The following is a 21,511-nucleotide window of genomic DNA, read 5'->3' as shown; positions in this document are numbered from 1 at the left end:
CCGGGACGCAGCGTCCTCAGTCGAGGCCGCTGCGCCCGGCGAGCAACGAAGTGACCAGACTCGGTTCGACATTGCCGCCGCTGAGCAGGATGCCCACGTCCGAGCCGTACTCGGCGGCGTGGGCCAGCCCGGCGGCGAGCGCGGTGGCCGCTGCCGGTTCCACCACCAGCCGGGCGTGCAGGAACGCGGCCACCAGGGCCTCGCCGATGGCCGGCTCCGGGACGGTGACCACCGAGGTGACCGCGCGTTCGGCGAGTTCGAAGGGCAGCGCGCCGATCCGGTCGGGGCGCAGCCCGTCGGCGACGGTGTACCGGGCCGGGACCGTCACCGGCCGGCCGGCCTCCAGTGCGGCGGTCAACGCCGGTACCGACTCGGGTTCCGCGCCGACCACCGCCGTACCGGACCCCTCGGCGGCCAGGCAGGCGCCCGCGACGGCACTGCCGCCGCCGATCGGGACGACCACGGCGTCCAGCCGTACGCCCTCGGCGGCGACCTGGCCGAGCAGTTCCGCGGTGGCGGTGGCCTGGCCGAGGACCACCCGCGGATTCTGGTAGGGGTCGACGGCGTCGTAGCCGTACCTCTGCTGCAACTCATCGACGACGGCGATGCGTTCGGCCAGCAGGGTGCCGGCGGTGACCACCTCGGCACCGGTGTCCCGGATCCGGCGGACCTTGGCCGGCGGCGCGTCTGCGGGCAGCACGAGCGTGGCGGGGAGCCGGTGTTCACGGGCGGCGATCGCGACCGCGATCGCGTGGTTGCCCGTGCTCTGGGCGATCACGCCGCGGCTGCCGGCCCGGGCGAGTTCGTCCACGGCCAGCAGGGCGCCGCGGGCCTTGAACGACCCGCCGTGCTGGAGGTTCTCGGCCTTCAGCCACAGGCGGGCGCCGGCGATGGCATCCAGCGGGGCGCAGCGCACCACCGGCGTGCGCCAGACCCGGCCGGCGAGTTCACGTTCGGCGCGTGCGACGCCGCTGTGGTCGAGCGGTGCTCCGGCCATCAGCGCGGGATGTTTTCCGGGCGTGATGTCAGACATGCCTTGCAGCCTTTCCGTCGGGGTCGCCGACTTCATTTCGGCCGGCCGGATCGAGGTTTTTCGTGCACGCCGCTGCAATGCCCATCGGGCCCTCCTCAAGGAGCTGTCTGCGGAATGTGCGGAAGCGGCCGCAATCCTTGCAGGGAGGGATCTTCGTCCGAAAGACTTGGCTTTCTCCGTGGGCGCGATGACGACTGGGGACAGCCGGTCGTGGCGCGCGGTATCAGATCCGCTCGCGGGCGGCGTCGGGCCGCAGTTGTCAGTCCAGGGGTGACAGGTTCCGCCGTTGTTGCTGCCGAAGGTCCGACGCGGTGCGGGCCCGGCCCACTCCACCATGGTGATCATGATCGAGATCAGAGAACTGACGAAACGCTACGGCGAGGCCACGGTCGTGGACGACCTGAGCTTCACGGCCGAGGCCGGACGCGTCACCGGGCTGCTCGGGCCGGAAGGCGCGGGCAAGAGCACGACGCTGCGGCTGCTGCTGGGCCTGAGCAGTCCGACCGCCGGCAGCGCCACGATCGGCGGCCGCGAGTTCCGCGACCACCCGCCGGAGCCCCACGAGGTCGGTGCGCTGCTGGACACCCACGGCGTGTACTGCCGCCATGTCGGCAACACCGCCCGGGAGTGCCTCGTCGGGCTGGCCCGGCGGTACAGGCTCCCGCGCGGCCGGGTGGACCAGGTGCTGGAGCAGGTCGGGCTGACCGAGGCGGAGCAGCGCCGGGTCGGTACCTTCTCCTTGGGGATGCGTCAACGCCTCGGTGTCGCCTACGCGTTGTTCGCCGACCCGCCGGTCCTGGTCCTCGACGAGCCGCTCAACGGGCTGGACCACCGCGGGCTGGTCTGGGCGCGCGACCTCTTCCAGCGGCTGGCCGGCGAGGGCCGCACGGTGCTCGTATCCGGACAGCCCTCGATCGGACTCGGCGGCCTGGCCGAGGACCTGGTGGTCGTCGCGGGCGGCCGCAGGGTCGAGGGGCAGCGGGCAGCGCCGCTCCTCGACCGCGACGGCGGGCCGCGGGTGCAGGTGCGCACCCCCGACATCGCGGTGCTGGCCGAGCTGCTGGCCGACAAGGGCGCCCAGGTGGTGTTCAACGACGACCAGTCGCTGACGGTGACGGGCCTGACCGCCGAGGGCATCGGCGACGTCGCCTTCCTGAACGTCGTACCGCTGCACGAGCTCGCCCCGGACATCCCCGGGCGCTGAGTGGCGCCCGACAATCCGTCCCCACACCGTCCCCCAACTGCTCACCCGACGGCCTGCCGTTCAACCGGCGCGCCGACGCAGTTGCACAGGGGGCGTCCTGCGCATCCTCGGGCCCGCCGCCCGACTCTCTGTTCAAGGACCGTGCGCGGCGGCCGAGTATTGATCCACTGTGCCGCCCCGGGCCATCCTGATTCCGGAGATCGCGCTGCGCGCGGTAATCCTTGTATGGCGAGGCGGATGTGGTTTCGTCGGCTTTCCGGGCCCTGGCCCCGAGCTGACTCTCTCTGGTCGTCATTCCACCGACGTGCGACTGGACGCTCGGAATTTCGCGACGGCTTCCCGGTCGCTTGTCAATTCTTTTTGATTTTTTTCTGGAGAGAGGGGTGCAGATGTCCGACAAGAAGCTCTTCCTGCGGTCGAAGGCCATCATCGAGCCGCTGGTGGACAGGTTCTTCGCCTGGCCGTACACCATCGCGCCGGTGCAGGCGGCGATGAACCTCGCGTTCCTGCAGCTGCCGCTGCTGGAGTCCTACCTGCAGTCCCCACAGGTACACGTCGCGGCGAGCCACAACCCGGAGCTGCGCGGTGGTTACTTCGTCAACATCCCGGAGTCGCGCGCCGACGAGGTCCGTGACCTGGTCGCCGCGATCAAGCGCGACCGCGCCGACATGCTGCGCTTCGCCGAGGCGATCGCCGCCGGCCAGGAGATCCTGCGGGCGAACGCGACCGGCTTCGACCTGACCCCGCTCTACCCGAAGATGCCCGAGGAGCTGGGCGGTCTCATCGAGCTCGCCTACGACACCGACAACCAGGCGCAGATGCGGTTCATGGAGCCGCTGGTCTTCAAGAGCAAGGTCTACGACGAGTCCCGCCAGTCGGTGCAGCTCTCCCTGGAGACCGGGATCGAGCGCCCGTTCATCCTGAGCACCCCGCGCCTGCCCTCGCCGGACGTCCTGGAGCTGGACATCCCGTTCCGTCACGAGGGCCTCGCCGAGCTGTTCAAGGCCCGCGTGCACGGTGCCACCCTCGCCCACCTGCGCGAGGCGCTGGGCCTGGACGACGCCCAGACCGGCCAGCTCTCCAAGCTGCTGACGGACCGTCCCAGCCTGGCCGAGGACCGCCACATCGACAGCGGCGGCCGGATCCGCTACTTCGGGCACGCCTGCCTGGTCCTGCAGACGCCCGAGGCGGCGATCGTCACCGACCCGTTCATCAGCGCCGACAGCACCGCCGGCGACCGCTACACGCTGGACGACCTGCCGGACTACATCGACCTGGTGCTGATCACCCACGGCCACCAGGACCACATCGTCCTGGAGACCCTGCTCCAGCTGCGCGGCCGCCTCGGCGCGATCGTCGTCCCCCGCTCCTCGCGCGGCAACCTCGCCGACCCGTCCATGGCGCTGATGCTTCGTCACCAGGGCTTCAACGTCATCGAGGTCGACGACTTCGACGAGGTCGAGTTCCCCGGCGGCAAGATCACGGCGACGCCGTTCCTCGGCGAGCACTGCGACCTGGACATCCGCGCCAAGTCCACCTACTGGGCCGAGCTGGCCGGCAAGAAGGTCTTCATCGGCGCCGACTCCTCCGGCATCGAGCCCTCGCTCTACCGCTACATCAAGGACCACCTGGGCACCGCCGACATCGCCTTCCTCGGCATGGAGTGCGACGGGGCGCCGCTGACCTGGCTCTACCAGGCGCTGCTGACCGTCCCCATCTCGAAGAAGATGAGCAACTCGCGCAAGCTCTCCGGCTCCAACGCCGAGCAGGCCGCGGCCATCATGACCGAGCTCGGCGCCCACGAGGCGTACATCTACGCCATGGGCGAGGAGGACTGGCTCGGCCACGTGATGGCCACCACCTACACCCCGGACACCTACCAGCTCAAGCAGATCGACGAGTTCCTCGCCTGGTGCAAGGACCGCAACATCACGGCCGGCCACCTCTTCAAGCAGCAGGAGTGGCGCTGGTAACCACCCGGTGTCGGCAGGGCCCGTCGGGGCGGGACGCCGGGCCTTCGTGACCTGCGAAGACCTGGGGTCCCGCCCCGTCCGTCTGACGGATCCCCGAAGCCACGTCACCCACGAAACGCCATCGGCCGTCAGGCCGTTCAGGAGGTAGGTAGCACCATGGACGTGCAGGACATCGTCTACGCCGAACTGTTCACCTCGGACAAAGTCTCCGCCGTCGACTACTTCGTCTCGGGCCTGGGCTTCAGCAAGGTCGCCGACGCGGTGGAGACCGACCGCAGCTCCGTGCTGCTGCGCCAGGGCGACGTGAACCTGGTGGTCACCTCGGGCCGCGGCACCTGGCGCTTCCTCGACAGCCACGGCGAGGGCATCGCCGATCTCGCCTTCAGCTGCGACGACCCGGTGGCAGCCGGCGAGCGGGCGGTGGCGGCCGGCGCCGCGCGGCTGGACTCGGCCCGCGGCACCACCGTGGTCTCGGGCTTCGGCGGCGTCGCCCACACCCTGCTCCCGGCCGCCGCCCGTCCCGGCGAACCCCTCGCCGACGGCCGCAGGTGGACACCCTGCCCGCCCACGCCGACCGCCACGCCCGCCCGGATCCGCCTGCTCGACCACGTCGCGGTCTGCCTCGCGGGCGGCACCCTCGACTGGTACGCCGACTACTACCGGGACGCGTTCGGCTTCTCCCGGTATTCCTCCGAGTACGTCGCCGTCGGCGGGCAGGCGATGGACTCCGTCGTGGTGCGCAGCGCCTCCGGCCGTGCCACCTTCACCCTCGTCGCGCCGGACCCGGCCAAGGAGCCCGGCCAGCTCGACACCTTCATGGAGCGCAACAGCGGCCCGGGCGTGCAGCACCTCGCCTTCCTCGTCGACGACATCATCGCGGCGGTCGGCGAGGCCCGGGACCTCGGCGTCAATTTCCTCACCACCCCCGACACGTACTACGACCTGCTCGTCGAGCGCTTCGACGGGGACACCGACCGGATAGCCGAGCTGCGCAAGGCGCAGGTGCTGGCCGACCGGGACGAGTGGGGCCACCTGCTGCAGCTGTTCACCCGCTCGCCCTACGAGCGCAACACCCTCTTCTTCGAGCTCATCCAGCGCCAGGGCTCCCGGGGCTTCGGCAGCGCCAACATCCGTGCCCTGTACGAGGCCGTCGAGCGGGACCGGCTGACCTCCTGATGGACAGCGCCGACGCCATGACGGCACGCCCGCTGACCCTCGCCGAGTACGAGGTCCTGGCCCGCCCCCGGCTGGAGCCCGGCGTCTGGGACTTCCTCGCGGGCGGCGCGGGCGAGGAGCGCACCCTCGCCGCCAACCTGGCGGTGTTCGACCGCCTCCGGCTGCGCCCCAGGGTGCTGACCGGCGGTGGCCCGCCCGCCACCGCCACCCGGATCCTCGGCCGGACCTGGTCCCTGCCGCTCGGCATCGCACCCATGGCCTACCACACGCTGGCCCACCCGGACGGCGAGATCGCCACCGCCCGCGGGGCCGGCCGGCTCGGCGTCCCGCTGGTCGTCAGCACCTTCGCGAGCCACACCTTCGAGTCCATCGCGGAGGCCGCCGCCGCGCCCCTCTGGCTCCAGGTGTACTGCTTCCGCGACCGCTCCACCACGCGCGATCTTCTCCAGCGCGCCGAGCGGGCCGGATTCGAGGCGCTGGTGCTCACCGTGGACGCCCCGCACCTCGGCCGCCGACTGCGCGACCTGCGCAATGACTTCCGGCTGCCGGACGGCGTCGTACCGGCCAACCTGCACGGCGGGGACTTCGCCTCGCCCGGCGGGCACGCCCGCACCGAGTTCGACCCCACCCTGGACTGGTCGACGGTCGAGTGGCTGCGGTCCGTCAGCTCACTGCCGGTGCTGGTGAAGGGCGTCCTGACCGCCGAGGACGCCAGCCTGGCGCTCGCCGCCGGGGTGGACGGCATCGTGGTGTCCAACCACGGCGGCCGCCAACTGGACGGCGCCCCGGCCACCCTGGAGGTGCTGCCGGAGATCGCGCAGACGGTCGCGGGCGCCCGCCCCCTGCTCCTCGACGGCGGGGTGCGGCGCGGCGCGGACGTCCTCGCGGCGCTGGCCCTGGGCGCCGACGCCGTCCTGCTCGGGCGGCCGGTGCTGCACGGCCTGGCCGTGAACGGCGCACAGGGCGTCGAGCACCTCCTCGGCCTCGTCGCCGAGGAGCTGACCGAGGCGATGACGCTCACCGGCACCGCCTCCGTCGCCGCGGCCGGCCCGGAGCTGGTGGCCGGAGCGGACCCGCCGGGCCGGCCGGCGACGCTCCGCCGCCCCGGCCCCGCCCAGCACGACCGGCCGGCCGGCGACCTGCGCCGGGACGAACTGCACGGCAGCGTCACCGACCCGGTGCTCGACACCATGAACTTCCTCAACGAGGTCACCCAGCGCTATCCCGAAGCGATCTCCTTCGCACCGGGCCGCCCGTACGCCGGCTTCTTCGAGACCGAGCAGATCTTCACGTACCTGCGCCGCTATCTGGACCACCTGGCCGAGGGCGGCGCCTCGCCCGAGGACATCCGCTCGGCGCTCTTCCAGTACGGCCCGACAGCCGGCCAGATCCGCGAGCTGATCGCCGACACACTGCGGGCGGACGAGGGCATCGACGTGCCCGCCGAGTCCATCGTGGTGACGGTCGGAGCCCAGGAGGCGATGCTCATCGTCCTCCGGGCACTGATCTCCGGTCCTGCGGACGTGCTCCTCGTCTCCAGCCCCTGCTACGTGGGCATCACCGGCGCGGCGCGGCTGTTCGACATCGCGCCGACCGCTGTCCCGGAGGCACCGGGCGGGTTCCGCTGCGCCGACCTGGAGACGGCGATCCTCGCCGAGCGGGCGCGCGGCCGACGCCCCCGGGCGTTCTACGTCGTGCCGGACCACTCCAACCCGTCCGGGACGACGATGCCGCTCGCACAGCGCCGGCAACTGCTCGAGCTCGCGGAGCGCCACGACATCCTGATCCTGGAGGACAGCCCGTACCGGATGGTCAGCCCGGGCCGGCAACTGCCGACCCTGAAGTCGCTCGACCGCTCACGCCGCGTCGTCCACCTGGGCTCGCTCTCCAAGACGCTCTTCCCGGGCGCCCGGGTGGGCTTCGCGGTCGCCGACCAGGTGGTCGTCGGCGCGGACGGCGCCACCGGCCTGCTGGCGGACGAGCTCACCCGGATCAAGAGCATGGTGACGGTGAACACCTCGCCGGTCAGCCAGGCGGTGGTGGCCGGGATGCTGCTCGCCGTCGGCGGGCGGACCGCGGAGTTCAACGCCGGGACGGCCAGCTACTACGGGGACGCCATGCGGGCCACCCTCCGCGAGCTCGACCGGTGCTTCCCCGAGCCGGAGCGAGCGGCGCTCGGCGTCCGGTGGAACACGCCGACCGGGGGCTTCTTCCTGGCCGTCGATGTGCCGTTCACCGCGGGCAGCGCGGCCCTGGAGCTCGCCGCGGAGAAGTTCGGGGTCATCTGGACACCGATGTCGTACTTCTTCCCGCAGGGCGGCGGCGAGCGCAGTCTGCGGCTCTCGGTCAGCTATTTGACGCAGCCGCAGATCGCCGAGGGCGTCGGGCGGCTGGCCGACTTCATCCGCTTCGCGGCCGACGCCAGGCCCTGACCCGACCTGACCTGACCGGCCTGATCGAACGCCGTACACCGCCGCACACATGAGGAAGGGCCCGCCGGGGAGGCGGGCCCTTCCTCATGCGCTGTGCCGTGACCGGTCTCAGCCGTAGCGCTTCATCTCGTGGAAGAAGTCGGGGACGGTCAGCAGGCTCCCGGCCGCGCTGACCTCGTCGTAGACGAACTTGGCCACCGCCAGGTCCAGCACGCCCAGACCGAACGGCGAGAACACGACCGGCCGGTCCGCCGGGGGAGTGGTCCGGCCCTCCAGCAGGTCGTAGAGGGTGCCGTCGACGAAGTCCCGGTTGCCGGTGCGCTGTTCGGCCAGGTGAGGAGAGGTGTTCGCCTTCAGGCAGTGGTCGATGTCGTCGACGATGTTGTACGAGGACAGGATGATCTCGGGGGAGAGGTCGCGCAGCGAGACGTGCAGGACGAGCGGGTTGTGGGAGAACAGCGCGGGGTCGAGGATGTGCGGCTCGCCCGCCACCGTGGCCAGTACGACGAGGTCCGACCCGGCGATGAGTGACTCGGCGCTGTCGTGGATCGTGACCGGCCCGGCCCCGGCGCGGCTCAGATACCCCTCGAAGCCCTCCGCGTTGTCCCGGGACAGGTCGAAGACGCCGACCTCGTCGAAGGCGAGGCCGCCGGCCACGAGGTAGGTGTGCAGGTAACGGGCGATCAGCCCGACCCCGATGAAGCCGACCCGGCGCGGTGCCACACCCCGCCGGTCGGCGAGCGAGACCGCCGCCAGGGCCGCCGAGGCGGCGGTGCGCGAGGCGCTGATGACGGAACTCTCCAGGCAGGCCAGCGGATAGCCGGTCGCGGTGTCGTTGAGGACGACCACGGCGGAGGCGCGCGGAATGCCGGCACTGACGTTCTCCGGGAACGACGAGATCCACTTGATGCCGTGCACGTCCACGTCGCCGCCGACCGAGGCGGGCAGCGCGATGATCCGGGAGGACGGCCGCTCGGGGAAGCGCAGGAAGTACGAGTCGGGGTTCACCGTGCGGCCCTGGCCGTGCAGGCGGTACGCCTTCTCGACGAGCGCGGTGACCTGCTTCTCACGGCCGCGCAGGACATCGACGACCTGCGCGCCGGAGATGACGGAGAAGGAGGGGGAATGGGTCATGGGTGCGGGCTCCAGTGCGGATCGGTTAACAGGTCGCCCTGGCCGAAGTGTTCGCGCAGCCAGAGGTCGTCGTAGATGGAGTTCAGATAGCGCTCGCCGAGGTCGGGGGAGATCGCGACGGCCACCGGGTCCTCGCCCGGATACTTCTCGGCCAGCCAGCGAGCGGCGCCGCTCACCACGGTCCCGGTCGACCCGCCGAGCACGAAGCCCCGAGCCGCCATCTCGCGGCAGGTGCGGATGGTGTCGGGCTCGGAGACGTGCACGACGTCGTGGATGCACGACTCGTCGACCAGTTCCGGGCGGGTGCTGGTGCCCAGGCCCGGGACCACCCGGCGCTCCGGGACACCGCCGAAGGTGACCGAGCCGACGGCGTCGACGGCCACGACGGTGACGTCCGCGCGGTGCTGCCTGAAGTAGCGCGCGCACCCCATCAGGGTGCCGGTGGTGCCGGCGCCGACGAACAGCACCTCCAGGTCCGGGAACTCGGCCGCGATGGCCGGCGCCGTGTGCTCGTAGTGCGCCCGCCAGTTGTTGGGGTTGGCGTACTGATTGAGCCACACGTAGCGGTCGCTGCTGGCGCACAGGTCGCGGACGTACTGGATGCGGCTGTGCAGATAGCCCAGATTGGCGTCCTGTGTGGTGATCACCCGGACGTCCGCGCCCAGGGAGCGCATCAGCATCTGGGTCGTGGAATTGCACCGGGGGTCGGTCACACAGACGAAGCGGTAACCCCGGTCGGCCGCGATGATGGCCAGGGCGATGCCGAGGTTTCCCGAGGAGGACTCCACCAGGACCGAGTCGGGTCCGATGAGGCCGTCCCGCTCCGCGGCTTCCACCATGGCGACGGCGGCCTTCAGTTTGATGGACCCGGCGAAGTTGAAACCTTCGCACTTCAGGTACAACGGCGTTCCGTTCACCCGGCGCAGATCCAGGTAGAGATCCTCGACATTGAATTCGTGCGGGGAACTGATAATGGGCATGGCGCCGGACACCTCGGCAGGACGGAAATGGATAGGGGGAAAGCGGTCAAGGCGCGACCGAAAGCCTGCAGTGAAGAAAGATGAGTCGAAGAAAGATGAGTTGACCATCTCGGTGCTCAGATCCCCTGGCCTGAGCCCGAATTCTCATTGCCCCGGTGAGCGGGCGAATTCGGTATCCGATCGCCCCCGGCATCGATTACCGTACTTCACGGGAAGTGGCCCGGCAAGATCCGGATATTCCCTGGACAGCTGATAGCGGATAATTGCCGCCGATCACAAGGAGCGGATTCGTGACGATCGAGGAATGCCTGCTCGGCCCTGCCGGACTCCCCGAACTGGCCATCGCGCCCGAGGAGTTGCGGCGTGCCCGGGAACTGGCGCTCTCCCGCGACCACCAAGTCGACCTCGCGGACGCCGTGATCACCCATGTGGAGCGCTTCGCCCGGGAGCGGGACCGGCCGGCCGTCCGGGACGCCCGCGGCCGCCTCGACTACGCCGAACTGGCCCAGGAGGCACGCCGGCTGGCGGCCCTGATGGAGCGTTCGGGGGTCGGCCCGGGCACGGTCGTCGCGGTCGGCGGTGAGCGCGGCACCACGGTCGTCGCCGCCTTCCTGGCCACCGAGCTGCTCGGTGCGCTCTACCTGCCTGCCGACGGCAACTGGCCCGCCCGCCGGGTCGCGGACGTCCTCGACACGGCCGGGGCCGTCCTGCTCCTCAACACCGACCCGGACGCCGTCTCACCCTCGCTCGCCGAGGGCGCCGCGCAGGCCGGTGTCCCGGTCGTCCGCGCCGCCGAGGCCGCCGGCCACGAGCCCTGGCAGGGCCCGGCCCGGCTGGAGAGCCAGGACCAGCCCCGGTACGTGTTGTTCACCTCCGGCTCCACGGGCCGGCCCAAGGGGGCCGTGGTGGAGCACCAGGGCATGCTCAACCATCTCTTCGCCAAGGTCGTCGACCTCGGGTTGACCGGGAACGACGTGGTCGCGCAGACGGCCCCGCTCGGCTTCGACATCTCGATCTGGCAGATGCTCTGCCCGCTCCTGGTCGGCGGCGAGGTCAGCGTGGTCGCCGACGCGACCGCCCACGATTCGGTGGCCTTCGCCCGCCTCGTCGACGAACACCGCGTCACCGTCGTGGAGTTGGTCCCCACCATGGTCCGCCTGCTGCTGGACGACCTGGCCGCCGCCCCGGAGGCCGGGCAGCTGGCCGGGCTGCGCTGGATGCTCGCCACCGGCGAGGAGCTGCCCACCGAGGTGGCCCGCCGATGGCTTGAGGAGATGCCCCAGGCCGGACTGGTGAACGCCTACGGCCCGACCGAGTGCTCCGACGACGTCACCCACCACACCGTGCTCCCCGCCGACCTCGGCCTGCTGCGCCTGCCGATCGGCACGCCGGTGGTGAACACCCAGCTCTACGTGCTGCGCAGCGAGGAGGACGGCTGGCAGGCCTGTGAGCCGGGCGAGACCGGGGAGTTGTTCGTCGGCGGGGTCGGCGTGGGGCGCGGGTACGTCAGCGACCACGACAAGACCCGGGACGCGTTCTTCCGCGACCCGTTCCGGGACACGCCCACCGGGCGGCTCTACCGCACCGGTGACGCCGTGAAGGTCCTTCCGCAGGGGGCGTTGCAGTACCTCGGCCGGGTCGACCGCCAGGTCAAGCTCGCGGGCGTCCGGATGGAGCTCGGCGAGATCGAGGCGGTCCTGCAGCGTCACCCCGCGGTCGGCGCGGTCGCGGTCGTCGTGCACGACTTCGCCGTCGGCGGTCGCTAGCGGTGTCCTGTTCAACCAGCGCAGCGCCTCAGTTGGCCGGTTCCGTGGAACCGGCCGACCGGGGCGCTGTGGTCGTATCGGGGCATGCCGAAGGCGCCGCCCGCCGGTGGTAGGCCGAGGGGCGGCGCCTTCGATGTGCCGTTGCGTCGTCTCTTCAGTGCGCATCCGTGCCGGGCACCGCCACCTCCAGCGGCTCGTGCTGCGCGAACTGGGTGTGGTAGAGGTCGGCGTACAGGCCGCCGACGGCCAGCAGTTCCTCGTGCGTGCCGCGCTCGGTGACCCGCCCTGCCGCAACGACCAGTATCTGATCGGCCTCACGGATCGTGGAGAGCCGGTGGGCGATCACCAGCGAAGTGCGCCCGGCCAGCACGGTCTTGAGGGCCCGCTGGATCGCCGCCTCCGCCTCCGAGTCGAGGTGCGCGGTGGCCTCGTCCAGGATCACTACGGGCGGTGCCTTGAGCAGCAGCCGGGCCAGCGCGATCCGCTGCTTCTCACCGCCCGAGAGCCGGTACCCGCGGTCACCGACGACCGTGTCCAGACCCTCCGGGAGGGCATGGACGGTGTCCCAGATCAGCGCCGCCTTCAAGGCATCGATCAGCTCCTGCTCGGCGGCCCCCGGCCGGGCGTACTCCAGGTTGGCCCGCAGGGTGTCGTGGAAGAGGTGGGCGTCCTGGGTGACCACGCCGATCGTGTCCCGCAGCGACTGCAGCGTCAGCTCCCGGACGTCGTGGCCGTCCACCCGGACGGTGCCCTCGGTGGGGTCGTAGAGCCGGGGCACCAGCTGGGTGATGGTGGTCTTCCCCGCGCCTGACGGGCCGACCAGGGCGGTGAGCTTCCCGGCCGGGACGTCGAAGCTCAGATCCCGCAGGGTCAACAACTCCTCGACCGGCTCGGTGCGCCGGGCGGCCGGGTGCCCGAGCGAGGCCAGTGAGTTCTCCTCGGCGCTCGGGTAGCGGAACGAGACCTTCTCGAAGCTGATCCGGGGAGCGCCGCCGGAGCGCACCGCGGAGAGGTCCCGCGCGGTCGGTGCCTCGTCGATGTTGGGCTTGAGGTCCAGGATCTCGAAGACCCGGTCGAAGCTGACCAGGGCCATCATGGCGCTCGCCTGCAGGCTGCCCAGTTGGTTGATCGGGCCGTAGAGCCGCAGCAGCAGGGCCACCATGGCCACCAGGGTGCCGAGCTCCAGTGAGCCGTCGATGGTGAGAACGCCGCCCAGCCCGTAGACGAGGGCGCTGGTCAGCCCGGTGAGCACGATGGTGAGGACGCCGAGGATCCGGCCGTGCAGGACCACCGAGACGGCGAGGTCCCGCACCCGGGCCGCCTTGCCGGCGAACAGGCTCGACTCGTCCTGCGCGCGGCCGTACAGCTTGGCGAGCACCGCGCCCGAGACGTTGAACCGCTCGCTCATCAGCGCGCTCAGGTCGGCGTCCAGCTCCATCCGCCGCCGGGTGAGTTGCTGCAGGCGCCCGGCGATCCATCGTGCCGGCAGGATGAAGAACGGGACCGTCACCAGCGCCGCGAGGGTGATCTGCCAGGACAGGTAGAACATGGAGGCCAGCACCAGTCCCAGCGACAGCACGGTGGACAGCGAGTCGGACAACAGGCTGGTCACCGCCTGCCGGGCCCCGACCACGTCGGTGTTCAGCCGACTGACCAGCGCTCCGGTCTGGGTGCGGGTGAAGAAGGCCAGCGACTGCGCCTGGACGTGCGAGAACACCTTGTTGCGCAGGTCGTAGACGACGCCCTCGCCGATCCGCGCGGAGAACCACGCCACCAGGAAGACCGAGCCGGCCTCGACCAGGGCCAGGCCGGCGACCGCCAGGCACAGCCACACCACGAGGTCGGTGCGGCCGGGCATGATGCCGTCGTCGATGATCATCTTCAGCACCAGCGGGCCGGCGGCGGTGGCCACCGCGTCGACGACCGTACTGGCCAGCAACAGCGCCACGCTCCACCGGTACGCCATGGCGTACGGGACGATCCGCCGGACCGTCCCCCTTCTTATCCGCCCGTCCGTCGGCTCGTCGTCCCCTGCCGCGGCCCGCGAGTCCTTGCTCCTTGCCATGCTGGCATCAGCTCCGTGTTCGTCAGGGGCCGTCAGTGCTTTTCAAGGAACTCGATGACCGCGGTGTTGACCGCGTCGGGGTTCTCCAGGTTCCCGAGATGGCCGCACCGGGGAATCTCCACGTAGTCGCAGTCCGGAATGGCGTCCGCGACCTCGGCGACCAGGTGGGGCGGGCAGATGAGGTCATCGGCGAAAGCGATCGCCCGGCACGGTACGGCGACCTGGCGCAGGGCCTCGCGGCGGTCACCGGCGGCGTCCACGCTCTGCTGGCCGGGGGCGTTCTGACCGGCTGTCAGTTCGAAGATCTCCAGCCAGCCGGCGGCGACGGCGTCGTCGTTGAGCGTCGCGGGGGAGAGCATCTCCAGAACCGTGCGTACCGCCTCGTACTTGGGCGGCAGGGTGATGCCGCTTTCGGTCAGCGAGAGCTCCGCGGCCTGCAGCATCCGGCGGGCGGCGTCCGAGCGGGCCCGGGTGGCCATCAGGACGGCGCAGTGCACCAGGTCCGGCCGGGCGAGCGCGACCTCCTGAGCGATCATGGCGCCCATCGAGGTTCCGACGATGCGGCACGGCCCGATGTCCAACGCCTCGATCAGGCCGAGGGTGTCGGCGGTCATCTCGGCGAGCGAGTACTCGCCGGGCGGTGCGTCGGAGGGGGCGATGCCCCGGTTGTCGAAGACGATCGTCTCGTAGCCCGCCTTGTTCAGGGCCGGGGTCTGGTGCATGGTCCAGACCCGGCCGGCGGCGCCCGAGCCCATGATGAGAAGTACCGGTTCCCCCTGGCCGGACCGCTGGTAGGAGAGCCGGATTCCGTTGGTGCTCACGAAGGGCATGACGGTGCTCTCTCGCCGGCGACGGGTACGGGCATGACGGCCTCCTGAATTCGAACGGGCAAGGGGATCGGTGCCGGCTGTCCGCGCCGGAGGAGAGGTGACGACCCTGGCACTGAGGGGTCCGGAGTGCCGGTGCGGACGGGCCTGGCCCCAAGCGGCGGCGAGGCAGCATTCCACGATGGCACCGGACCGACGTGTCGATCAAGGTCGGCCCGACCCGGCCGAGTCCACCGTCCGTATGGCCATTCAACTGGGGCGCAGGGCCAGTTGAACAGTCGGCCGGCCAGGGCGGCGGCGCCGGTTGACGCGTCGGCGCGGCTTGGGGACATAGTGGGCTCGCTCGGGGCCCGGCACCGCGCCGGACGGCCACCGACGGTGGGGCGAGTCCCGGTGAACCACGCGGGCGAAAACGCGCCATCGATGCGATCCACCTCATGTATCCCAGAAAGGACGGCGTGGTGACGAATCCGTTCGACGATGCCGATGCCGAGTACCTGGTCCTGGTCAACGACGAGGGTCAGCACTCGCTGTGGCCCGTTTTCGTCGATGTGCCCGAAGGCTGGAACACGGTTTTCGGTAAGGCGGGGCGTCAGGAGTGCCTCGACTACATCGAGAAGTCGTGGACCGACATGCGGCCCAAGAGCCTGATCGAGGCCATGGCGGCGCAGAACTAGCCGACATGCCGATGCCGCCGACACCCCGTGGTGGTCGGCGGCATCGGCATGCCGGGGCACCGGTTGCCCGACGGCGCCGGCGCGGTGTTCAACCGACGCGGCGCCGCAGCTGAACACCCCACCGCAGAAAGCGTGTTCGCCAATCGGACGTCGACTGGCCAGATCTTGACGGTGTCTCGACACTGCTGTGACTGAAGAGTGATTATAAGTGTGGGTGTTGGAAGTTCCGCTTGTGGGATCAGGAGAGCGTCGGCTTACCCGGATTGCTGTCGAGGCCATCGGCGGCGGTCGTCCAGCGCTGTCCGGCTTGAGGGAGGGCCAGCTCCCGAACCGAGATGGCTCGCGGTGGTGGCTGTCCTGCGAACAGCGGTCTTTCCGACCTCGGTCAGACGTGTTCAACGTCTGGCGGGCTGACCCGTCCATCCAATGGGGGAAGAGAATGAGTCGCGCCGACAGTGATATAAGCAGTTTGGGTCACTTTACCAGCAATTTGGCTATTCATGGGAGAGGTGTCATCTCGGTTCCGATCGCCTCACTCGTTCCCGGGGATTCGCCCCGTCTGGACGGGCAGGACACGGAGCACGTCACCCGGCTCGCGGAACTCGACGAGCACCTTCCCCCCATTCTCGTGGACCGCCGCACCATGCGCGTGATCGACGGAATGCACCGCCTGCTGGCCGCCTGCCTCAGGGGGCAGGACACCATCGAGGCGGAATTCTTCGACGGCACCCCCGAGGAGGGATTCCTCCGGGCCGTCGAGGCGAATGTGACGCACGGTCTTCCGCTCTCCCAGGAAGACCGGCGGGCCGCGGCCGCGCGGATCCTCGAGGCTCACCCGCAGATGTCCGACCGGGCCATCGCCAAGGCCTCGGGCCTCGGCACGAAGTCGGTGGCCGCCATCCGGCGCAACTCGGCCTCGTCGCAGGACCAGCCGATGGCCAGGATCGGGCGGGACGGCAAGGTGCGGCCGCTGAACAGCGCCGAGGGCCGCCGAAGAGCTGCCGAGCTCATCGCCGAGAACCCGGAGGCCTCGCTGCGCGAGGTCGCGCGGCGCGCCGGGATCTCGCCCGCCACGGTGAGCGACGTGCGCAAGCGGCTGCAGTCCGGCGAACTCCCGGTCGCCGAGCGCCGCCAAGCCGTCGCCGCGCCTGGCGCCGACGGCGGCCCGTCGGTCGCCCCCGGGCGCGTTCCCGCCCAGCGGGCCATCCGCAAGGTGCACCTGGTGCAGCCGGACCCGGTCGAACTGCTGGACAAACTGCTCAGGGACCCCTCCCTGCGGCACAAGGAGGACGGACGCCGCCTGCTGCGCCTGCTCCAGCAGAACGCGCTCGGCGACCAGAGGTGGGCCAAGCTGGCCGCCGTCGTGCCGACGCACTGCCGCGACCTCGTCGTCGACCTGGCGCGCCAGTACGCGGAGACCTGGAGCGAGTTCGCGCAGGAACTGGACGCGAACGTCCGCGCCATGAGCCGGGAGGCCCAGACGCCGCAACAGGAGGTCGGCATGGGTGCGTAGACGCACCCGTGACGGATCGGCGGGACAACGGGGGCCGGGAGTCGCCGAGGTCGGCGTTGTCGGACACCCCGTTCCTGTCGGTCCTGGCGGGCCGTGGCACTATGCGGGTCGTCAACGAGGTGAACCTGGTCCGCGGCCCTCCGCTCCAGCAGGCCGATCGGTGCAGGGGTGTCGCCCGGTCCCCCTGGATCTCAGGGCTGACCTCAGGGACTGATTTCCACCTGTAGGTGGATGGAACCCCGACCAAAGGATAAACGTATGAAAGTCTTGTCGCGCCTCATACCCGGCGGTTTACCGGTTCCGTACACCAAAGTGACCGAAAGACATGTGATGAGTGGCACGTTGACGCGTAGCGCGCGTTCTTCGTCCACCCTCGGGCCCGACCGTCCCTATGCGGGAGCACGTGTGACGTCGGTCGCACTTGCACTCCGCTATGCGTCCTCGCGCTGGTCCTTCGTGGAGGAGGAAGTCGCGGGCCTGCGACGCCTGGTGCGGCCCGGCGCTGTCTGCCTCGACATAGGTGCCGAGTACGGTCTCTACACCTGGCCCCTGTCCGTGCTGGCCGGGCCGTCGGGGCAGGTGCACAGCGTCGAACCGCTGCCCGGCCCCGCGAGCTGGCTGAGGACGACGGCTGCCGCTCTCGGCTGCCGGAACGTCACCGTGCACCGCATGGCCCTGGGCGACTCCGCGCACGACGGGACGATGAGCCTGCCCCGGCGCCGTCTGCTGCCCGTCCACGGACGCGCCTACCTCACCGAGGGCGCCTCGGGGCCCGGCCCCAACGTCGAGTTCCCCACCTCCCGTCCGGTGCCCACTCCGGTGCGGACGGTGGACGGCCTGTGCGACCACATGGGCCTCGACCGGGTCGACTTCATCAAGGCCGACGTCGAAGGGGCCGAGGCGGCCGTGCTCAGCGGAGCCCGGCGCACGCTGCTGAACCACCGGCCCGCCCTGCTGCTGGAGATCGAGGACCGCCACCTCGCGAAGTACGACATGACGTCGACCGACCTGGTTGCCCGGCTGGACGACCTCGGCTACGCCATGCACCGCTGGCGGAACGGCAGTTGGGCCCGCGTGACGGAGGTCACGGACGACTGTCGCAACTACCTGTTCACTGCTCGCGCCGACACCTCCGGCTGAAGGATCCGACATCAATGGGTTCCACCCTCGTCATCACCAACGACTTCCCACCCCGCCAAGGAGGGATCGAGACCTTCGTGCATGCCCTGGCCACCCGCATGCCGAACGACGACGTCGTCGTCTACACCTCGCGCGAGCCGGGTGACGCCGCGTACGACGCGACCCTGCCGTTCCCCGTGGTCCGGGACACCAGCCGCATGCTGCTGCCGACCGGGCGCGTCACCAGACGGGCGGTCGAGATAGCCAGGGCCCATGGCTGCGACCGGGTCTGGTTCGGGGCCGCGGCACCGCTCGGACTGATGGCACCGACCCTGCGCAAGGCCGGCATACGACGCATCGTCGCGACCACCCACGGCCACGAGATCTGGTGGGCCCGGATCCCGGGTGCGCGCCGGATGATGCGCCGGATCGGCGAGGGCGTGGACGTCGTCACCTACCTCGGCCAGTACACGCGTGCCCGGATCGAACCGGCCCTGGGCCCGCGGGCGCGGATGACCCGGCTGGTGCCCGCCGTCGACGCGCAGGTGTACCGGCCCGACCCCGCCGCCCGTGACGAGCTGCGCACGAGGCTCGGTCTGCAGGACAAGCGTGTCATCCTGTGCGTCGCGCGCCTCGTGCCGCGCAAGGGTCAGGACATGCTGATACGAGCCATGCCGCTGATCCGGCGCGAGGTGCCCGACGCGGTGCTTCTGCTGGTCGGCCGGGGGCCTGCCGAGGCCCGGCTGCGCAAGCTGGTTCGGCGACACGCCCCGGACGCGGTCCGTTTCGTGGGCGGCCTGGCCCACACCGAGACGCCCCGGTACTACGCGGCAGCGGATGTCTTCGCCATGCCCTGCCGCACCCGGAAGGCCGGACTCGAGGCGGAGGGCCTCGGGATCGTGTTCCTGGAGGCGGCGGCGAGCGGACTGACCGTGGTCGTCGGGGACTCGGGCGGCGCCCCGGACACCGTGGTCGACGGCACGACCGGCATGGTCGTGGACGGCACCGACACCGAGGCCGTCGCCGGCGCGCTGACCGGCATACTGACCGACTCCGACCGGGCCGCCGAGATGGGTGCCGCGGGCCGCAGGTGGGTCGAGGAGTCATGGTCCTGGGACGCGTCGGCGCGCCATCTGACGGAGCTGCTGACCCCCGAACGCGTTCCGGTCGTCACGCCCGGGCAGGAGTGACCTCAGCAAGGAGAGGAGAAGGGGCCGAGGTCGGCACAACCGCGGGCCCCTTCTAGTCGTTCCGCGCCTGACGAGACTTGTGCAGGGTCGGCGAGCGCGCGGTCAGAACCAGTGCAGGCAGTGCGGGGAGCGCTCGGCGCGGAAGAGGGCGTCGGCGAGGGCGGCCGCGCCCGGGTGGTGGGCCCGGATGTGTCCTGCCCGCACGAGCGTGCTCGGGGCGGTGCCGCCGAGGTAGATGGAGCCCAGGTCGCTGATGTCCAGGGACAGGTCGGGTTCCCGGTCCGTCGGGACGCAGTCGGCCTTGCTGTCCCGGACGGTCAGCAGGTAGCGGCCGTGTTCGCCGAGGAACGGGTCGTCGACGTCGAGGACGAGCTCGCCGTCCGTGAACCAGCCGCGCGCGGTCAGCGCACGCGGGACGTCCAGCAGCCGCACCCAGAGCCAGTCCATGTCGCCGCTCACCTCGCCGGCGCGGAAGTCCGCAAGCTGCCAGCGCAGCGGGTGCTCGGGCGGGACGTGCTTGAACACGACCTGAGAGACCAGGTCGTGTCCGAGTACGAACCGGGCCAGGGCCGTGAAGACGGCGTCGTCGGTGGCTATGGTCTCGTCGACCGTCAAGGTGCCGGACTCGATCGAGTAGCTGGCGTACCCGTCCGGGACGCCGTCGGTGTCCCGGTGAACGGCGACGTAGCGCGGCGCCGGCGAGATCGGGGGCTGTCCCGCACGCAAGGCCCACCAGCGGTGCGGCCGGGACAGCGCGCCGGGCTGTGCGCGGCGATACCGGTCGTAGACCTCTTCCAGGATCTCGCCGCACTCGGCACGCCGCAGCACCTCGACCGAGCCGGCCGCCCGGGCGTCGGCCGTTCCGCGCGCCCGGCGGAGGGCGAGGGCGGCCCGGTGGCGCGGCACCGTCAGCTGCGCCGTATAGGTCGCCGGTCCGTAGCCGAACCTGCCGTAGATCGTGGCCTCGGAGGCCAGCAGCACGGAGAGGAACGCCCCGCCGGCCCGCAACTCGGCGAGCTGATGCCGCATCATCGCGCTGAGCACGCCCTGGCGCCGGTGCGAGGGCAGGACGCCGACGGCGGTCACGCCAGGGGCCGGGACGAGGGTCTCACCGGGCAGGGTGAGCTCGAAGGAGTGCGTGGCGGCGGTGCCGACGGGCCGCCCGTCCGCCGTCAGGGCGAGCATGCAGCGGTCCATTTCGAGCGCCGACCACCAGAGCCCGCCGCCTTCGATCGGGGTTTCCGGGAAGTGCCCGAACGCGGCATGGACTGTGTCGACGAAGACGTCAAGGTCCTCATCGGTCGTGGAACGTATCTCCATTGCTGCCGCTGCCTCCTCGAAATACCGGCACCACGACTCGTGATGTCCCGCCACAGTGCAGCGTCGACCCGCGGCCAGGTCAAGCGGATTACCCCTCGGTGGACTACCGGCGCGGCATGGCCGCTCACCTCGGAAATCCCATCCAGGGGAAATTCCCTTCCCCCTCACAACGCGCTCATCCGGTGCCATCCTCGTTTCCATACCCCGCTTCACGCAGGCCCCCCACCCGCAGGGGGCTTTCCTTGTGTTCCGGGCATGGAAGCCGTCAAACGGGGCCGACTGGTGCTGACCTTCTGATGTCCAAGGGGGGACAAAACTCTCACTGCCTCAGGAATTACTTGCGTGCCAGACTTCCCGCACTGTTCTCCGGCGACGGCGCATCCCGCCTGCTGTCCCGATGTTGTGTACGACTGACCCGTCTGTGATGCGAAGGCGTACGTATGTCTCATGACCTCCCGGAATCTGCAGTCCCGTCCCCCACCGGGGCCGGCGAGTGCTCCTCGGCGCCCAGCCGGCGCACATTCATCGGCACCAGTACCGCGGTCGGTGGTGCCATCGTCGCGGGTGGGGTGATCGGAGGGACGTTGCTCGCCGACCCGGAGGAGGCGACGGCCGCGGAGGCATCACCTTCCAGCCGTGTCTCCCTGACGGTCAACGGCACCCGCCACACCGTGACGGTGGACAATCGCACGTCGCTGCTGGATCTGCTGCGCGAGCACTTCGGCCTGACCGGCTCCAAGAAGGGCTGCAATGCCGGCGCTTGCGGTGCGTGCACCGTGTTGGTCGACGGCCGCCGGGTCAACTCCTGTCTGACGCTGGCCGTCCGGCTGGAGGGCGCCGAGGTCACGACCGTCGAGGGCCTGGCCGACGGCGAGCAACTGCACCCGCTGCAGCAGGCGTTCATCGATCAGGACGCCTTCCAGTGCGGCTACTGCACCCCCGGCCAGATCCTCTCCGGCGTCGGCTGCATCCAGGAGGGCCACACCGGTTCGCCGGAGGAGATCCGGGAGTGGATGAGCGGCAACATCTGCCGCTGCGGCTGCTACGTCAAGATCGTGCGCGCGGTCGAGCAGACCGCGGGCCGGAAGTAAGGAGCGGCCAC

The 21,511-nt window shown here is 70.6% G+C and carries 16 protein-coding genes; 10 read left to right on the top strand and 6 right to left on the bottom strand.

From position 1 onward, the window contains the following. Positions 1-16: 16 nt before the first annotated feature. Positions 17-1,033, bottom strand: a complete 1,017-nt coding sequence (locus ACFYWX_RS02945) for a threonine/serine dehydratase (protein WP_389422150.1) — start codon at positions 1,031-1,033, stop codon at positions 17-19. A 343-nt stretch (positions 1,034-1,376) separates the two neighbouring features. Here ACFYWX_RS02945 and ACFYWX_RS02940 point away from each other — a divergent pair, with 343 nt between their 5' ends. The 4 genes from ACFYWX_RS02940 to ACFYWX_RS02925 all read left to right on the top strand — a co-directional run bounded on the left by ACFYWX_RS02940 (position 1,377) and on the right by ACFYWX_RS02925 (position 7,818). Next, positions 1,377-2,237 (top strand): ATP-binding cassette domain-containing protein, encoded by an 861-nt coding sequence (locus ACFYWX_RS02940; RefSeq protein ID WP_389422149.1) that lies wholly within the window; start codon positions 1,377-1,379, stop codon positions 2,235-2,237. Between the two features lie 389 nt (positions 2,238-2,626). Next, on the top strand, positions 2,627-4,210 hold the full coding sequence (locus tag ACFYWX_RS02935) for an MBL fold metallo-hydrolase (RefSeq protein ID WP_389422148.1): 1,584 nt from the start codon (positions 2,627-2,629) through the stop codon (positions 4,208-4,210). 156 nt (positions 4,211-4,366) lie between these two features. After that, positions 4,367-5,386, top strand: coding sequence for a 4-hydroxyphenylpyruvate dioxygenase (gene hppD, locus ACFYWX_RS02930; RefSeq protein WP_389422147.1), 1,020 nt, complete (start codon positions 4,367-4,369; stop codon positions 5,384-5,386). Continuing rightward, positions 5,386-7,818, top strand: a complete 2,433-nt coding sequence (locus tag ACFYWX_RS02925) for an aminotransferase class I/II-fold pyridoxal phosphate-dependent enzyme (protein WP_389422146.1) — start codon at positions 5,386-5,388, stop codon at positions 7,816-7,818. The genes hppD and ACFYWX_RS02925 overlap by 1 nt, the downstream gene beginning before the upstream one ends. A gap of 108 nt (positions 7,819-7,926) precedes the next feature. Here the strand turns inward: ACFYWX_RS02925 and sbnB are convergent, their stop codons facing one another. After that, positions 7,927-8,952: a 2,3-diaminopropionate biosynthesis protein SbnB gene (sbnB, locus tag ACFYWX_RS02920; RefSeq protein WP_389422145.1), complete on the bottom strand. Its 1,026-nt coding sequence runs from the start codon at positions 8,950-8,952 to the stop codon at positions 7,927-7,929. Next, positions 8,949-9,932, bottom strand: coding sequence for a 2,3-diaminopropionate biosynthesis protein SbnA (gene sbnA, locus ACFYWX_RS02915; protein ID WP_389422144.1), 984 nt, complete (start codon positions 9,930-9,932; stop codon positions 8,949-8,951). Before sbnA ends, sbnB begins: the two co-directional genes overlap by 4 nt. 290 nt (positions 9,933-10,222) lie before the next feature. On the opposite strand from sbnA, the gene ACFYWX_RS02910 reads away from it, so the two are divergent. Next, positions 10,223-11,698: an amino acid adenylation domain-containing protein gene (locus ACFYWX_RS02910; protein WP_389422143.1), complete on the top strand. Its 1,476-nt coding sequence runs from the start codon at positions 10,223-10,225 to the stop codon at positions 11,696-11,698. Between the two features lie 154 nt (positions 11,699-11,852). On the opposite strand, the gene ACFYWX_RS02905 is transcribed toward ACFYWX_RS02910, so the two are convergent. Both ACFYWX_RS02905 and ACFYWX_RS02900 read right to left on the bottom strand, forming a co-directional pair. Beyond that, positions 11,853-13,763 carry an ABC transporter ATP-binding protein gene (locus ACFYWX_RS02905; protein WP_389422142.1) on the bottom strand — a complete coding sequence of 637 codons (1,911 nt, stop codon included), beginning with the start codon at positions 13,761-13,763 and terminating at the stop codon, positions 11,853-11,855. A gap of 32 nt (positions 13,764-13,795) precedes the next feature. Next, positions 13,796-14,593, bottom strand: coding sequence for an alpha/beta fold hydrolase (locus tag ACFYWX_RS02900; RefSeq protein WP_389422141.1), 798 nt, complete (start codon positions 14,591-14,593; stop codon positions 13,796-13,798). A gap of 458 nt (positions 14,594-15,051) precedes the next feature. On the opposite strand from ACFYWX_RS02900, the gene ACFYWX_RS02895 reads away from it, so the two are divergent. From ACFYWX_RS02895 to ACFYWX_RS02880, 4 genes are all read left to right on the top strand, one after another. Beyond that, complete coding sequence (locus ACFYWX_RS02895; protein WP_389422174.1) at positions 15,052-15,267, top strand: MbtH family protein; 216 nt, start codon at positions 15,052-15,054, stop codon at positions 15,265-15,267. Positions 15,268-15,910: 643 nt separating this feature from the next. Beyond that, entirely contained in the window at positions 15,911-16,780 is an 870-nt protein-coding gene (locus ACFYWX_RS02890) for a winged helix-turn-helix transcriptional regulator (RefSeq protein WP_389422140.1), read from the top strand. 405 nt (positions 16,781-17,185) lie between these two features. Then, on the top strand, positions 17,186-17,920 hold the full coding sequence (locus ACFYWX_RS02885; RefSeq protein ID WP_389422139.1) for an FkbM family methyltransferase: 735 nt from the start codon (positions 17,186-17,188) through the stop codon (positions 17,918-17,920). 14 nt (positions 17,921-17,934) lie between these two features. After that, the gene (locus ACFYWX_RS02880; RefSeq protein ID WP_389422138.1) at positions 17,935-19,089 is read left to right on the top strand and encodes a glycosyltransferase family 4 protein; all 1,155 of its coding nucleotides are present in this window, start codon (positions 17,935-17,937) and stop codon (positions 19,087-19,089) included. 102 nt (positions 19,090-19,191) lie between these two features. Here ACFYWX_RS02880 and ACFYWX_RS02875 read toward each other — a convergent pair whose 3' ends face one another. Further along, positions 19,192-20,409, bottom strand: coding sequence for a GNAT family N-acetyltransferase (locus ACFYWX_RS02875; RefSeq protein ID WP_389422137.1), 1,218 nt, complete (start codon positions 20,407-20,409; stop codon positions 19,192-19,194). A gap of 440 nt (positions 20,410-20,849) precedes the next feature. Between ACFYWX_RS02875 and ACFYWX_RS02870 the strand changes: the two genes are divergently transcribed. Continuing rightward, a complete protein-coding gene (locus ACFYWX_RS02870; protein WP_389422136.1) occupies positions 20,850-21,500 on the top strand; it encodes a 2Fe-2S iron-sulfur cluster-binding protein in 651 nt (216 codons plus the stop codon). Positions 21,501-21,511 lie beyond the last annotated feature (11 nt).

It is taken from the genome of Streptomyces sp. NPDC002888, assembly GCF_042888465.1.
Taxonomy (GTDB): domain Bacteria; phylum Actinomycetota; class Actinomycetes; order Streptomycetales; family Streptomycetaceae; genus Streptomyces.
Note: the sequence above shows the minus strand (reverse complement) of the source record. Positions and strands in the feature narration are given on the sequence as shown.